Below are 14028 nucleotides of genomic sequence, written 5' to 3' on the forward strand. Positions count from 1 at the left end.
TTTTTCAGAAGCGGTGGAGGCAGTCGTGGAGGCGACAATAATTGGTACACGGACAGCAGCGGCATGAAGGCACCTGCCGTTAACCGGCATCCAGCGCGATGGCAGCAGCGGTTGCCACATCCCGGCGCAGGGAAATGACATTGCCGTGCCCATCGGGGTGGACGCGGTTGGTCAGGATCAGCACGTAGCTGTCACTTTGCGGATCTATCCATAACGACGTGCCGGTAAAGCCGGTATGACCGAAAGACCCTACGGGAAAACGGTCGCCCCGCGCGCTGGAATAATGGGTGTCGATATCCCATCCCAGCCCCCGCAGGTCGCTTTTTCCAGCCGGTTGCTGCGGCGTGGTCATGAGCAGTACGGTATCGCGTCGCAGGGGAAAGAACGTGCCATGACGTCCTGCGCGACAGTCGAGCAGCGCCTGCGCATAGCGGCACATATCATCGGCATTGGAAAAAAGCCCCGCATGGCCCGCAATCCCACCCATGCGGCGGGTGGTCGGGTCATGCACGATCCCGCGGAGCATCTGGCCATTTTCATCCACCTGCGTCGGGGCGATGCGCGACCGGAGGCTGGCATCGGGCAGAAAACAGGAATGGGATAGACCCATCGGACGCAGGATATGCCCGGTGGCATAAGCCGCCAGCGACTGGCCGGTAAGTTTTTCGACCATAAAGCCAAGGGTCAGGTAATTGATGTCGCTATAGACGAATTTCTGCCCGGCGGGCTGGTCGGGGCGGGTGTTCATGGTGCGGCTGTAGGCCTGTGCGCGCCCCTGCCAGTGTTCGGTCAGGTCAAGGTCCGGCGGCAGGCCGGAATAATGGGTCAGGAGATGGCGGACGGTAATGTCCTGTTTACCCTGTGCCGTGAATTCCGGCAGGTAGGTGCTGACCGGTGTATCCAGACCGATCTGCCCCTTTTCCCATAACTGCATGATACAGGGCGCGGTAATGAGCGCCTTGGTCAACGATGCCATATCGAACACCGTGTCCCATGTCATGGGTTCGGGCGCCGGACTTATGGCGCGCTGGCCATACACGGCCTTATGGACAATACGGCCGGCATGACCGATGGCGCAGACGACGCCCGGCGTTTCGTGGCTGCTGACTGCGTGGCGCAGGCGATCGTCCACTGCTGTCATGTCCATCGTTCGGGCCGGCGCCCTGCGCGGCAGGCATGTGGACAGGACCAGTCCCATGCCGACACCCATTGCCATGCGTCGGCTGGGGGAATGGACAGGGCGGTGGGACATGATCCAGATCCTTGCGGGAAAACCGATGCGCGAATGCGGGACAGGATAGCGTCGGCATGCCAATCCGCACCATCCGGAATCTCCATCCATTTCATGCAGGCGTGAAGGGAGCAGGATGGGACGCATCCCGGCCTGACCCGGACCGGATGCTCAGGTTTAATGGTCACGCTGGATGGGTGGGACTGGTTTTTATGGCGGTAAATCAGGGCTGTCTCACGGCCATCCGGCAGTCAGGCAGGCTTTTACGTCGACCCGCGCATGCAGTGTTCGCACTAGCCGACTGGTGGCCGTCGTTATGCGTGATACCGCCAGATACGGGTATGATGGACGGAAGGGGAAAGATCAGTCCATCGCCGCTTCAAGCAGGGAAAACTGTGCGGGCGCGTAAACGGTAATGCCATGACGTTGCAGCAACGCGGTCGTCACGCCCTGTCCCGCATGGCGCGTGCCGCTAAACTGGCCATCGTAGATAAAGCTGCTGCCACAGGACGGGCTGCCATCCATCAGCAGGGCCAGCGCGCAGTTGTGCCGCCGTGCCATCTCCAGTGTCTTATGGGCTCCCTCAACAAACTGCGCGGATACGTCGCGGCCCGTTATTTCATAAACGTGATCATGTCCGTCGAGTACCGCAATGCCATCCCCGCCGCAGGCGATTTCGGCGGCGGGTCTGGGAATGGGCATTCCGGCTGCCGTTTCGGGGCAGAAAGCGATCACCCGCCCTTCGGCCTGCCAGCGCGTCAGACTTGCATGCTCCAGCAGCCGTGCCGCGCCATCGTATCTTACGGGCTGACCGGACAGGCAGCCGCTGATCAGCAGGTTTGGTTTCATGGCACGAGTTTTACATATCACTTGGCGTGGTGAAACCGGACAAATGATACAGGTGGGGAATCGCCAGAGGCAGGCAGGAGAGTGCCGCATAATGATGCAGAACATTCACTGACTACAATTTCCGGGGGTATTTTATGGGGTAAAATGTCGAGGAAAATATTTCATTTTCAACGACTTGAAGGGTCGCTGGAGGTCTGGGCGGGAATCGAACCCACATTCGCGGATTTGCAGTCCGCTGCATCACCATTCTGCCACCAGACCTCGGCGACATGGGGGCTATATCTGCCGAAATGTGCTTCAGGTCAAGCCGTTGTGTGCAGCCTTGCCGTTGTTTCTATGCAAAACCGGCGCATAAATAGGAAAAAGCCGGAAAAAAATCTGCCCGTCCGGTCGGGCTGCCGATCCTGACCGCGTTCGGCACCGTGTTTCAAGGAACCGTTATGGACAAGACAGACCCCGATTACGCGCCTCTTGATTTTGCCGCGGCCCGACAGCGGATGGTGGATGCCCAGATCCGTCCGGCACAGGTCAGCAATCCGGACGTGGTCGCCGCCATGCGTGCCCTGCCGCGCGAACAGGCCGTGCCGGACGCATTGCGGGCCTTTGCCTATGCCGATCGCTGCCTGCCGCTGGGGGATGAACGCTACCTGACCGAGCCCCGCGTAACCGGACGCATGTTGCAGGTGTGTGAAATACGCCATGGGGAGCGCGTTCTGGTCGTGGGGGCAGGAACGGGGTATCTGGCCGCGCTCCTGTCCACCATGGGGCAGGGGCTGGATGTCACGGCGCTCGAATCCGACCGGACGCTGGCGGATATCGGCAGGGCGCTGTGCTTTACCTGGGCGCCTGATGTGCACTGGCATGAGGGACCGCTGGTCAGGGGAATGGCGGAAAACGCACCGTATGACCTGATCGTGATTGATGGTGCGGTCCGGCATGTGCCCCCGGCCCTGCTGGAACAACTGGCGGAGGGGGGGCGGGTCATTGCCCCCATCTGCCCGGATTCGGGCGTCACCACGGTCAGCCGCATTGTCCGCACCCCGCAGGGGAGTGCTGCACAGCCCCTGTTCGATGCCGCCGTGCCGCTGTTGCCTGAACTAGAACCTGCTCCCGCTTTTGTGTTCTGACCGGCAGCGCGGTTAACGCATGCGCAACATCCTGCCGCTAGAGACGATGTGCGGGCGTCTGGCCCCGTATCGTATCAGCCGGGGCAGGAGGGCGCATGCGGGGAAACTGGGCCATCAGTGCGGGCAGTGCCGCTGTTCTGTGTTGCGGCACGGCGCTGGGGCGTGAGCCCCAGCCCGGAACCGGCGCGAAGGAGATACCGCACACGCTGAAGGATGCGCTGGCGGCAGCATATCTGACCAACCCCGTCCTGCGGCAGGAACGCGCCACGCTGCGCGCAACGGATGAACAGGTACCGCAGGCGCTGGGCGGATGGCGGCCCACCATCACCGGCACCGCCAACATGTCCTATTATTCCGGTGTGATGCGGCTTGCGGGCACATCGGCTGAAAATGGTTATGCACGGCAATATGACAGTCCGGGTTATGCTGGCGGCGTCAGCATTTCCCAGCCGCTGTATACCGGGGGCAAGACCACCGCCACCACGCACAAGGCGCGCCATGCGGTCAGGGCCGAACGTGCGCGCCTGATCGCCGCCGAACAGCAGGTGCTGGCCGATGTGGTCAGTGCCTACGTCAATGTGGTGGAAGACCAGCAGATACTCAGTATCGACATCAATAACGAGCAGGTGTACGCCACCCAGCTACATGATACCGAACTGCGCGCCCGTGGGGGGGAGTTCACCCATACCGATGTGGCGCAGGCGCAGGGCGCGCTTGCCAATGCCCGGGCGATACGGCAACTGGCAGAAGGTACGTTGCAGGCAGATCGTGCCACCTTCCGGCAGGTCGTAGGCTGTGATGCAGCTGCGGACCTGACCCCGCCACAACCGCTGGTCCTGCCCATCCATGCCGAGCAGGACGCCATGACACAGGCCGTGCAGAACAATCCGCAGGTGATTGCGGCCCTGTTTGACGAAGCCGCCAAAAAAGATGCGGTGGGCGTGGCCTTTTCGGCCCTCATGCCCAATGTCAGCGCGCAGGCCGCGTATATGCATGCCATCAATCAGGATGAAGGCCGGTCGCTGGCCAATGACAAATACGCCATGGTCAGTGCGGCCATGCCCCTTTATCAGGGTGGGGGCGAGTATGCCGCCGTCCGCATGGCCCGGCAGCAGGCGGCGGAAGCAGCACGGGCCGTGGATGTCAGCCGCCGCGCGGCGGTCCAGCTTGCGGCGGCAAGCTGGCAGCGCATGCAGGCCAACCGCGCGGCGATAGAAAGCAACCGCGATGCCGTGGCCGCCGACAGTGTCGCCCTGCACGGCATGCAGCGGCAGGTCATTGTCGGCACGACATCGACGCTGGCCGTGCTCCAGCAGCAGGAAACCGTGCTTCAGGCCCAGATCGCGCTGGTGCGCAGCGTCGGCAATCTTGTCATCTCATCCTACCAGACTACGGCGGCCATAGGCAGGCTGACCGCGCGCGACCTGAACCTTGACGTGCCGCTATATGATGAAAGTGCCTACTACCGCGCGGTCCATGACCGGCTGTGGGGTATCAGCGATTATGCAACCGGCCAGCCGGGGCGCTGATCTTCCGCCGGTCTGAAAGGGTGGCGTGGAAACGCGGCTTCCCGCGCATGTTACCCCTGCAAGTGATCCATAAATGTCAAAACGATTGCACGGGTGGCGTTCCTTTCCCGTGGGTTTGGGGTATATCTGCCCTTGGCCGGGCGCGGTGTCCTGCCTTGCGTCTGATTATGGTGGATCTGGTTTTTCGTGATGCTTGACAAGTCGTTCTCCCCCGCTGGGACAGAAACTTCCCTCTATGCCCTGTGGGAGGCCAGCGGTGCCTTCGGCGCACAGCCGACCAGTCCGGCATCGCCGTACACCATCATGATCCCGCCACCCAACGTTACGGGCACGCTGCATATCGGTCACGCCCTGACCATGACGCTGCAGGATACGCTTATCCGCTGGCGCCGCATGCAGGGGCGCGACGTGCTGTGGCAGCCCGGCACCGATCACGCGGGTATCGCCACCCAGCTTGTGGTGGAACGGATGCTGCAGAAAGAAGGCACATCGCGGCAGGAAATGGGACGCGATGCCTTTGTCGAGCGCGTGTGGGACTGGAAGGCGCAGTCCGGCGGCGGCATCACCACGCAATTACGTCGCCTTGGCGGTTCGCTGGACTGGGAGCGTGAACGCTTCACCATGGATGAGGGCCTGTCCAGCGCGGTGAAGGAAGTGTTCGTCACCCTGTACCGTGAGGGGCTGATCTATCGCGACCGACGTCTGGTCAACTGGGACCCGGCCTTCCGTTCCGCCATCTCCGATCTGGAAGTCGACAACCGCGAAACACGCGGCAGCCTGTGGTATATCCGCTACCCCGTGGAGGGGCAGCCGGGCCGCACCATTACCGTCGCCACCACCCGTCCCGAAACCATGCTGGGTGACATGGCCGTAGCCGTCCATCCGGAGGACGAGCGCTTTGCCGACCTGATCGGCAGCAACGTCATCCTGCCGCTGACGGGGCGGCGTATTCCCATCGTGGCGGATGAACATTCCGATCCGACCAAGGGCAGCGGCGCGGTCAAGATCACGCCTGCCCATGACTTCAACGATTTCGAGGTCGGTCGCCGCCACGGGCTGGACATGCCCAGCATCCTTGATGAAGAAGCGTGCATCACACTGGCCGAAATCGGGGATGAACTGCGCGCGGAAGACGGTCTGGCTGACCCTGCATTCGTACGCACCCTTGCTGGCCTGCCGCGTGATGAGGCGCGCAAGGTCATGGTGGCCGAACTGGAACGGCTGGAATGGCTGGAAAAGATCGAGCCGCACACCAATCAGGTTCCCCATGCCGAACGCAGCGGCGTGGTGGTCGAACCGCGCCTGACCACGCAGTGGTACTGTGATGCCAGAACCCTTGCCGGTCCCGCGGTTGAAGCGGTCGAAAGCGGCAAGATCGAATTCGTGCCGCGCCAGTGGGAAAACACCTTTTACGCATGGATGCGTGATATCCAGCCCTGGTGCATCAGCCGTCAGTTGTGGTGGGGCCACCGCATCCCCGCATGGTACGGGCCGGACGGACATGTATTCGTCGCCCATGACGAAGCCGAAGCGGCAACGCAGGCCCGTGCCCATTACGGTCAGGATACCGACCTTACGCGTGATGACGATGTGCTGGACACGTGGTTCTCCTCCGCGCTGTGGCCGTTCTCGACCCTCGGCTGGCCGGAACAGACGCCGGAACTGGCGCGCTATTACCCGACCGACGTGCTTGTAACCGGGTTTGACATCATCTTCTTCTGGGTTGCGCGGATGATGATGATGGGCCTGCATTTCATGAAGGACGTTCCCTTCCGCAAGGTCTTCATCCACGGTCTGGTGCGTGATGAGCGTGGGCAGAAGATGTCCAAGTCCAAGGGCAACGGCATTGACCCGCTGGAACTGATCGACACCTATGGCGCGGATGCCATGCGCTTTTGCATCTGCTCGCTGACCGGTCTTGGCCGCGATGTGAAGTTGGGACGCAAGCGGGTGGAGGAATACCGTTCCTTCATGACCAAGATCTGGAATGCGGCGCGTTTTTGCGAAATGAATGGCGTCGCTCCGGTCAAAGGGTTCAGCCCCGCCAGCGTGCAGTCCCCGCTGGGCCGGTGGATACTGGCGGAACTGGCGCAGGCCACGGACGATGCGACAAAGGCGCTGGAATCCTTCCGCTTCGATGAATATGCCGGTGTCTGCTACCGCTTCGTCTGGAACTGCTTCTGTGACTGGTTCCTTGAACTGGCCAAGCCGGTCCTCGCTGCGGGGGATACCGCCGAAGCGATTGAAACGCGCGCCGTGGCGGCCCACGTTCTGGGCACCATCCTGCGCCTGTTGCAGCCGGTCACGCCGTTCATGACCGACCGGTTGTGGCAGCATTTCGGTTTCGGGGCGGAAGGCTCGCTCATTACCGCGCCGTGGCCCCGGCCTGAACATCTGGATGGAGCGCAGCAGGCACGCGATGAGGTGGAATGGCTGATCCGCTTCATTACCGCCATCCGTACCGTACGGTCGGAAATGAACGTGCCGCCGTCACGTCTGGCGCCGGTTCTGCTGCGTGATGCCGCACCGGTCACGGTAGGACGGACCGGTAAATGGGCGGAAGCGATCGGTCGGATGGCCCGCGTGTCCGAAGTGCTGCCACTGGAAGGCGAAATGCCGCAGGGTGCCGCGCAGCTTGTGGTTGATGAAGCAACGCTCGTCATTCCGCTGGCCGGGATTATCGACCTGTCGCAGGAACGGCAGCGGCTGGAAAAGGAATGTGCCAAGGTGGATGGTGAGATCGTCAAGGTCGAACGCAAGCTGGGCAATGCCGACTTCGTCGCCCGCGCCAAGCCCGAAGTCGTGGCTGAAAACCGTGAACGGCTTGAAACGTTCCAAGCCGAACGCCTGCGCCTTCAGGCGGCGCTGGCCCGCATCGCCTGATCCACGACATAAGGCCTGGATGAAAAGGGAAGCACGATGACCGCTCTCGCATTGGAAACACTGGTGATAGGTGGGGGCTGCTTCTGGTGTGTGGAAGCGCCGCTCAAGGAATTGCGCGGCGTGCATGCCATCGAACCGGGTTATGCCGGTGGTGAAACGCCTGATCCCACATATGAACAGGTCTGCACGGGGCGCACCGGCCATGCGGAGGTCGTGCGTGTGACCTTTGATCCCACCGAAATTTCCTGTGCCGATCTGCTGCGTATTTTCTTTGTCATGCACGATCCCACCACGCTGAACCGGCAGGGCAACGATGTGGGTACGCAATATCGTTCCGCCATTTACTGGCAGGGCGCGGAGCAGGAAAAGACAGCTTTCGCCGTTCGCGACGAGATGGACAAATCAGGCGTCTGGTCCAACCCGATTGTGACCGAGATCGCGCCGCTGGCCCATTTCTGGCCTGCGGAGGATTACCATCGTGATTACTTCGCGCGTAATCCGGGCAATCCCTTCTGTAGCGCGGTCATCCCGCCCAAAATCGCCAAGATGCGCCGCCTGTTCCGGGACCGGCTGGTGACAGCCGCCAGCTAGGGATCCTGCACGGATCGGCGCCCCTGTTTGCGCTGCGCACACAGAAAAAGGCCCATGCCGTTCTTTATGGGACAACCAGAGGGCGGCAATTCCCCGTTATCCTCGCACCGGTTTTCCCTGACCTGATACCTGTTCCCCATACGGGGCACAGGTAAGTCTGGCTGTTGCCGTTTCACGATTGCGGGATCGGCTGCCGTCCATGCACAGGGTCCAGCGGATGCGTGATGGCTACGATGCCGTCACTCGGCCTCATCATCAAGGAAAAGCTGGTCGGCTTCTTCGTCAAAATCGAACAGTTCCGCATAACGCGCCCAGCCGATCAGTGTCTGCAATGTCTGGCGGGCATAGGGGGGCGACATGCTGTCTTCCAGTTCATCGCGGAAGCGTTCGGCGCTGGCGCGATGGTTGGGGCGTTCGTCCAGAACGGCGCGGATGGTCCGCACCATGGGGATGTTGTGCAGCATGTTGTGCCACAGGATATGCTTGCGGATGTCATGCTCGCTCTGGACAAAACGCATGCCTTCGGGCGTGAGCAGGATGTCCCCGTCCTCCAGTTCCGCAAAACCCAGTAGTTGCAGGGATTCACCCAACGGGAAAAGATCATCCAGTTCCAGTTGCAGCCGGCTGGCCAGCAGGGGCAGGTCGGCGCGGCCATGCAGCGGGTCCGCAGCCAGCGTTTCCATCATGCCGACAAGCGTATTCATGGGCAGTTGGGGCAGGGGGACGGCATCGGCTGAAATCTGGACGCGTTTCAGGTCTGGGTCCGTCATGTCGGCTTCCGACACCACGGGCGCGCGACGGGTCATGAGCGCGTAGATACGGTCGACAAACTGGCGGAAGGCCAGATCTTCACGGTTACGCGGATGCTCAAAAGGCACCTGCAGTTCATGCGCCACCCGCCCCGGATTGGAGGAGAATATGAGGATACGGTCGCACATCAGCACCGCTTCCTCGATATTATGGGTCACGAGCAGGATCGACTGGATGGGCAGCTTTTTTTCGGCCCACAGTTCCACCAGATCCGTACGCAGGTTTTCCGCCGTAAGCACATCCAGCGCGGAAAACGGTTCATCCATCAGCAGCAGGTCCGGCTTGACCACCAGCGCACGGGCAAGCCCCACGCGCTGGCGCATGCCACCGGACAGTTCCTTCGGGTAGGCGTTTTCATACCCGCCCAGACCGATCAGGCTGATGGCGTCTTCCGCCAGTTTCAGGCGCTCGGCCGGGGGAACGCCCTGTGCTTCCAGCCCCAGTTCAACATTTTTCTGCACCGTCAGCCAGGGGAACAGCGCAAAGGACTGGAACACCATGGAAATGCCATCCGCGGGGCCGGTCAGCCTGCTGCCTTTCCAGATCACTTCGCCTGCCGTAGGTGGCAGCAGGCCCGCGATGATGCGCAGAAGGGTCGATTTGCCCGAACCTGAACGCCCCAGCAGCCCCACGATTTCGCCACTGCGTATGCTCAGGTTGACCCCGTCCAGAACCACAAGATCCGCCGAGCTTTCCTTGTGGTAAGCCTGTCGGCAGTCGATGATCCGGACAAGCTCCGTCCCTGTCGTCTGCCTGTTGGGGGCGGGGGGCTGCTGCATCATATACTCTCAGTCAAAAGTGAAATGCCGGGCGGCATAATTGGATAACGGACGCCACAGGGCGCGATTGAGCAGCAGCACGAAGGCGGCCATCACCACCATGCCCAGTCCAACCTGATCGGTCGCGCCCGCGACTGTCGCATGGGCGATATAGGCCCCAAGCCCCTGCGCGCTGAGCGTGGTGTCGCCCCAGCTTGCAACCTCGGTCGCGATTGCTGCATTCCATGCGCCGCCTGAAGCCGTCAGCGCCCCGGTTATGAAAAAAGGCGTCAGGCCCGGCAGCATCACGCGCCACCACCACAGCCAGCCCTTTACGTGGAAGTTCCGCGCCGCTTCCAGCAGGTCACCGGGATAGGATGACGCGCCTGCCACGACATTGAACAGGATATACCACTGCGTGCCCAGCAGCATGAGGGGCGTCAGCCAGATATTGCTGTTGAGATGCCAGTGCACGATCCCGACCACCACCAGCGGGAAGAACAGGTTGGCGGGGAAAGCCGCCATGAACTGCGCGGCCATCTGTGCCCTGCGGGCGCGGTTGGGGGACAGTCCCAGCCAGATTCCAAGCGGCACCCAGATCAGGGACGCAATGAAAACCGTAATCGCAACCCGCAGCAGCGTGAACCCGCCCAGCGTGATGACATGCGCGATCTGGCGCAGGGTGTAATGTGCGCTGCCGTAGACCCAGGTTTTCTCCCCTACCGTAACGGCAAACACGATCAGTGCCGCAATCCATGCCACGTCCACAACGCGGGAGGGAATGATCGGGCGTACCGGGGCGGAAGGCCGGCGGCCAAGCGCCAGCCAGCCGATGCGTGTCGCGATGTCGCCCGTGCGCAGGCAGATCTGGCGCAGCAGGTGGGTGCGGCGCAGCAGGCTCAGCACCCATGGATCGGGGGCGCTGACAGTGGCGCCATCGTCGGTCTGGAAGCGGGCGGACCATGCCACCAGCGGACGGAACAGCAACTGGTCATAGGCAAGGATTACGGCCAGCATCGCCACGATGGCGTAGAAAATGGCCCAGATATTGCGCTGTTCGATCGCCACGCCGACATAGGAACCTATGCCGGGCAGGGCGATGTCCGTGTTGCCGACGGTGATCGTTTCGGAATAGACGACCATGAACCATCCGCCCGACATGGAAATCATGGTGTTCCATACAAGCGAAGGAATGGCGAAGGGCACTTCCAGCCGCCAGAAGCGCTGCCACGGGGTCAGGCCGAAGCAGCGCGCCGCTTCTTCCAGATCAGGGGGCACGGTACGCAGCGCCTGATACATGGCAAAGGCCATGTTCCATGCCTGACTGGTAAAGATGGTGAAGATGGCGGCCAGTTCCGCCCCCATCATCCGGCCCGGAAACAGGCCAAGGAAAAAGACGACGGTAAAGGTAAGGAAGCCAAGGATCGGAACCGATTGCAGGATATCCAGCAGCGGGATCAGCACCTGTCCCGCGCGCCTGCTCTTGGCGGCCCACACCGCGTAGGTAAACGTAAAGACCAGCGATGCGCCAAGGGCTGCGAACATGCGCAGCGTCGTCCGCACTGCGTAGGCAGGCAGCCACAGGGGGCTGAGATGGATGGTCCCGGCCTCACTGGGTGGAATGGGCACCAGCATGTGCCGCCCTGCCGTGGCAATGACAACGGCCGCGGCCATGATCGCCAGCAGGCCGAGCAGGTCCGCGATATTGGGGCGGACGCGCAGGTTCCCTGACAGCCCGGTTTCCGTCACCCTGCCGTGCCCGTACTGCCAAATCCGCCTGCGCCGCGCTGCGTTTCCTCCAGTTCCGAATATTCGACCCATTCGCCGCGCACGACGGGGGCCAGTACCGCCTGTGCAATGCGCATGCCGCGTTCGACCACGAAATGCTCGCTGCCGGTGTTGAGGATGATGACGCCGATTTCGCCCCGGTAATCCTCATCAATCGTGCCGGGGGCATTGGGCAGGGTAATGCCATGCTTCAGCGCCAGACCGGAACGCGGGCGGATCTGGAGTTCGTATCCACGCGGCAATGCTACGCACAGGCCCGTGGGGATCAGCGCGCGTGCGCCCGCCCAGACCGTTACCGGATCGATCACGGCGGCCAGCAGGTCCATGCCAGCCGCGCCATCGGTCGCGTAGGCAGGCAGCGGCAGGTCCCGCGCATGGGCAAGGCGGCGGACACGGATGGGCTGGATGGAGAAACTCATGGCAGGGGTCCGTCAGGTAATTTCAGTCTCAGGTTGTGTATGCATGAATGTGGCGATTCGCGCGACCAGCCTGCGGGCGACCTGTGTCTTGTCCAGCCGGGGCCAGTGTTCGGCCCCGCTGGCGTCGATCAGTGTCACCTCGTTTTCCGTCCCGCCCATGATGCCGGTGGCCGGACTGACATCATTGGCGACGATCCAGTCACATCCCTTGCGCAGGCGCTTGGCGGTGGCGTGCGCAATGACATGTTCGGTTTCCGCCGCGAAACCGATGACCAGACGCGGACGCGCGGATGCAGACCGGCTGAGCGTGGCCAGAATATCGGGATTGGGGCTGAGGCGGAGTTCGGGCGGCCTGCCGTCATCCGTTTTCTTGATTTTCTGCGTGGCGGCGGCAATGTGCCAGTCCGCCACGGCGGCGGCGCATACGGCAATGTCGCATGGCAGGGCGCTGGTGCAGGCCGCAAGCATTTCCCGTGCCGTCTCGATGCGTATCACATGCATGCCGGGCGGGTCGGGCAGGGTGGTCGGCCCGCTGACCAGTGTGACATCCGCGCCCGCTTCCGCCAGCAGGCGCGCAATGGCATAGCCCTGCGTGCCCGATGAACGGTTGGCGAGGTAGCGCACCGGGTCAACCGGTTCATGCGTGGGGCCTGCCGTGACAAGCGCCCTGCGACCTGCCAGCGGGCGTTCCCCATCCAGCCTGTGCATGATGGCGGCAAGGATGGCGTCAGGCTCCGCCAGTCGTCCCGGCCCGGTTTCATTGCAGGCCATGCGTCCTGTGTCAGGCCCCACGAATTCCACGCCGCGCGCCCGCAGCGTGGCGGCATTGGCCTGCGTGGCGGGGTGTCCCCACATCCGCACATTCATCGCCGGTGCCACCAGAACGGGTGTGTCGGTGGCCAGGAGGACGGTGGTGGCCAGATCGTCGGCCTGTCCCGTGGCCATGCGGGCAAGCATGTTGGCGGTGGCGGGGCAGACCACGATCAGGTCACTGGCGCGGGACAGGGCGATATGTCCCATCTCGCTCTCATCGGTCAGGGAGAACAGGTCGGTGAAGACACGTTCCCCGCTCAGGGCCTGCAGCGCCATGGGGGGGACGAATCGCGCGCCCGCTTCCGTCAGGACCGTGCGGACGCGTATGCCCTGTTCACCCAGCCTGCGGATCAGGTCCAGCGCCTTGTAGGCGGCGATTCCCCCGCATACGATCAGCAGGACAGACCGATCCGCCCGCCCCGTCATCAGATGCGCCAGCCGGAATGGATGGCCGCGATTCCACCGGAAAGGTTCTGGTAGCTTACGCGTTCCAGCCCCGCTTCGCGCATCATGTCCGCCAGCGTTTCCTGATCGGGAAACATGCGGATGCTTTCGGCCAGATACTGGTAGCTTTCGCGGTCGCCCGCAATGGCCGCCCCCATGCGGGGCAGGACATGGAAGGACCATGCGTCGTAAACCGGCGCGAAGGCCGCCACCTGCACGCGGGAGAATTCAAGGCACAGGAACCGCCCGCCCGGTCGCAGGATGCGCCGTGCCTCGCGCAGGACCTGCAGCTTGTCCGTGCAGTTGCGCAGGCCAAAGGCGATGGACACGCGGTCAACCGAGTTGTCAGCCAGCGGAATCGCTTCCGCATCGACGGCAAGGAAGTTGAGGCCCGAAACCAGCCCACGGTCCAGCGCCCGGTTACGGCCAACGGTCAGCATGCTTACATTGATGTCGGACAGGATGGCGGGACCGCCGCCACCGCGCAGCCAGCCGAACGAGATATCGCCCGTGCCCCCGGCCAGGTCGAGCAGGGACAGATCGGGGTGGGGGGCGAGTTCGTTGACGAAAATCCGCTTCCACGCGCGATGGATGCCCAGCGACATCACGTCGTTCATGATGTCGTATTTGGAGGCAACGCTGTCAAAGACATCGCGGACGAGGGATTTCTTCTGCCGCAATGGCACATCGCGGAAGCCGAAATCGGTGGTATCCGCGTGGCGGTCATCGGGACGGCCTGCGGAAGGGGAGGGATGGTATGGCTGGCTATTGTCGGTCATGATGCAC

11 protein-coding genes and 1 tRNA gene are annotated in these 14028 nt (G+C 62.6%); 4 read left to right on the plus strand and 8 right to left on the minus strand.

All coding sequences use genetic code 11. The features are described from left to right. Positions 1-79: 79 nt before the first annotated feature. The 3 genes from CFR79_RS05750 to CFR79_RS05760 form a co-directional block, all read right to left on the minus strand. Positions 80-1198 carry a serine hydrolase domain-containing protein gene (locus CFR79_RS05750; RefSeq protein WP_258373428.1) on the minus strand — a complete coding sequence of 373 codons (1119 nt, stop codon included), beginning with the start codon at positions 1196-1198 and terminating at the stop codon, positions 80-82. Between the two features lie 396 nt (positions 1199-1594). Next, complete coding sequence (locus CFR79_RS05755; protein WP_110547212.1) at positions 1595-2080, minus strand: DUF523 domain-containing protein; 486 nt, start codon at positions 2078-2080, stop codon at positions 1595-1597. Positions 2081-2267: 187 nt separating this feature from the next. Then, positions 2268-2341 (minus strand) — tRNA-Cys (locus tag CFR79_RS05760). A 179-nt stretch (positions 2342-2520) separates the two neighbouring features. On the opposite strand from CFR79_RS05760, the gene CFR79_RS05765 reads away from it, so the two are divergent. From CFR79_RS05765 to msrA, 4 genes are all read left to right on the plus strand, one after another. After that, positions 2521-3207: a protein-L-isoaspartate O-methyltransferase family protein gene (locus CFR79_RS05765; RefSeq protein WP_110547213.1), complete on the plus strand. Its 687-nt coding sequence runs from the start codon at positions 2521-2523 to the stop codon at positions 3205-3207. Positions 3208-3302: 95 nt separating this feature from the next. Beyond that, entirely contained in the window at positions 3303-4736 is a 1434-nt protein-coding gene (locus CFR79_RS05770; protein ID WP_110547214.1) for a TolC family outer membrane protein, read from the plus strand. Between the two features lie 189 nt (positions 4737-4925). Next, a complete protein-coding gene (locus CFR79_RS05775; protein ID WP_110547215.1) occupies positions 4926-7619 on the plus strand; it encodes a valine--tRNA ligase in 2694 nt (897 codons plus the stop codon). 36 nt (positions 7620-7655) lie between these two features. Next, complete coding sequence (gene msrA, locus CFR79_RS05780; RefSeq protein WP_102324345.1) at positions 7656-8210, plus strand: peptide-methionine (S)-S-oxide reductase MsrA; 555 nt, start codon at positions 7656-7658, stop codon at positions 8208-8210. 239 nt (positions 8211-8449) lie between these two features. Here msrA and CFR79_RS05785 read toward each other — a convergent pair whose 3' ends face one another. Genes CFR79_RS05785 through CFR79_RS05805 form a run of 5 tightly spaced genes read right to left on the minus strand, consistent with a single transcriptional unit; the run spans position 8450 to position 14021 of the window. Next, on the minus strand, positions 8450-9802 hold the full coding sequence (locus CFR79_RS05785) for an ABC transporter ATP-binding protein (RefSeq protein WP_102324344.1): 1353 nt from the start codon (positions 9800-9802) through the stop codon (positions 8450-8452). 6 nt (positions 9803-9808) lie between these two features. Then, positions 9809-11527 carry an ABC transporter permease gene (locus CFR79_RS05790; protein WP_110547216.1) on the minus strand — a complete coding sequence of 573 codons (1719 nt, stop codon included), beginning with the start codon at positions 11525-11527 and terminating at the stop codon, positions 9809-9811. Next, positions 11524-11985 (minus strand): dUTP diphosphatase, encoded by a 462-nt coding sequence (gene dut / locus CFR79_RS05795; protein ID WP_102324342.1) that lies wholly within the window; start codon positions 11983-11985, stop codon positions 11524-11526. Before dut ends, CFR79_RS05790 begins: the two co-directional genes overlap by 4 nt. A 12-nt stretch (positions 11986-11997) precedes the next feature. Next, positions 11998-13224: a bifunctional phosphopantothenoylcysteine decarboxylase/phosphopantothenate--cysteine ligase CoaBC gene (coaBC, locus tag CFR79_RS05800; RefSeq protein WP_110547217.1), complete on the minus strand. Its 1227-nt coding sequence runs from the start codon at positions 13222-13224 to the stop codon at positions 11998-12000. After that, positions 13224-14021, minus strand: coding sequence for a class I SAM-dependent methyltransferase (locus CFR79_RS05805; RefSeq protein WP_102324340.1), 798 nt, complete (start codon positions 14019-14021; stop codon positions 13224-13226). The genes coaBC and CFR79_RS05805 overlap by 1 nt, the downstream gene beginning before the upstream one ends. Positions 14022-14028: the final 7 nt, after the last annotated feature.

The organism is Komagataeibacter saccharivorans (assembly GCF_003207825.1).
Taxonomy (GTDB): domain Bacteria; phylum Pseudomonadota; class Alphaproteobacteria; order Acetobacterales; family Acetobacteraceae; genus Komagataeibacter; species Komagataeibacter saccharivorans.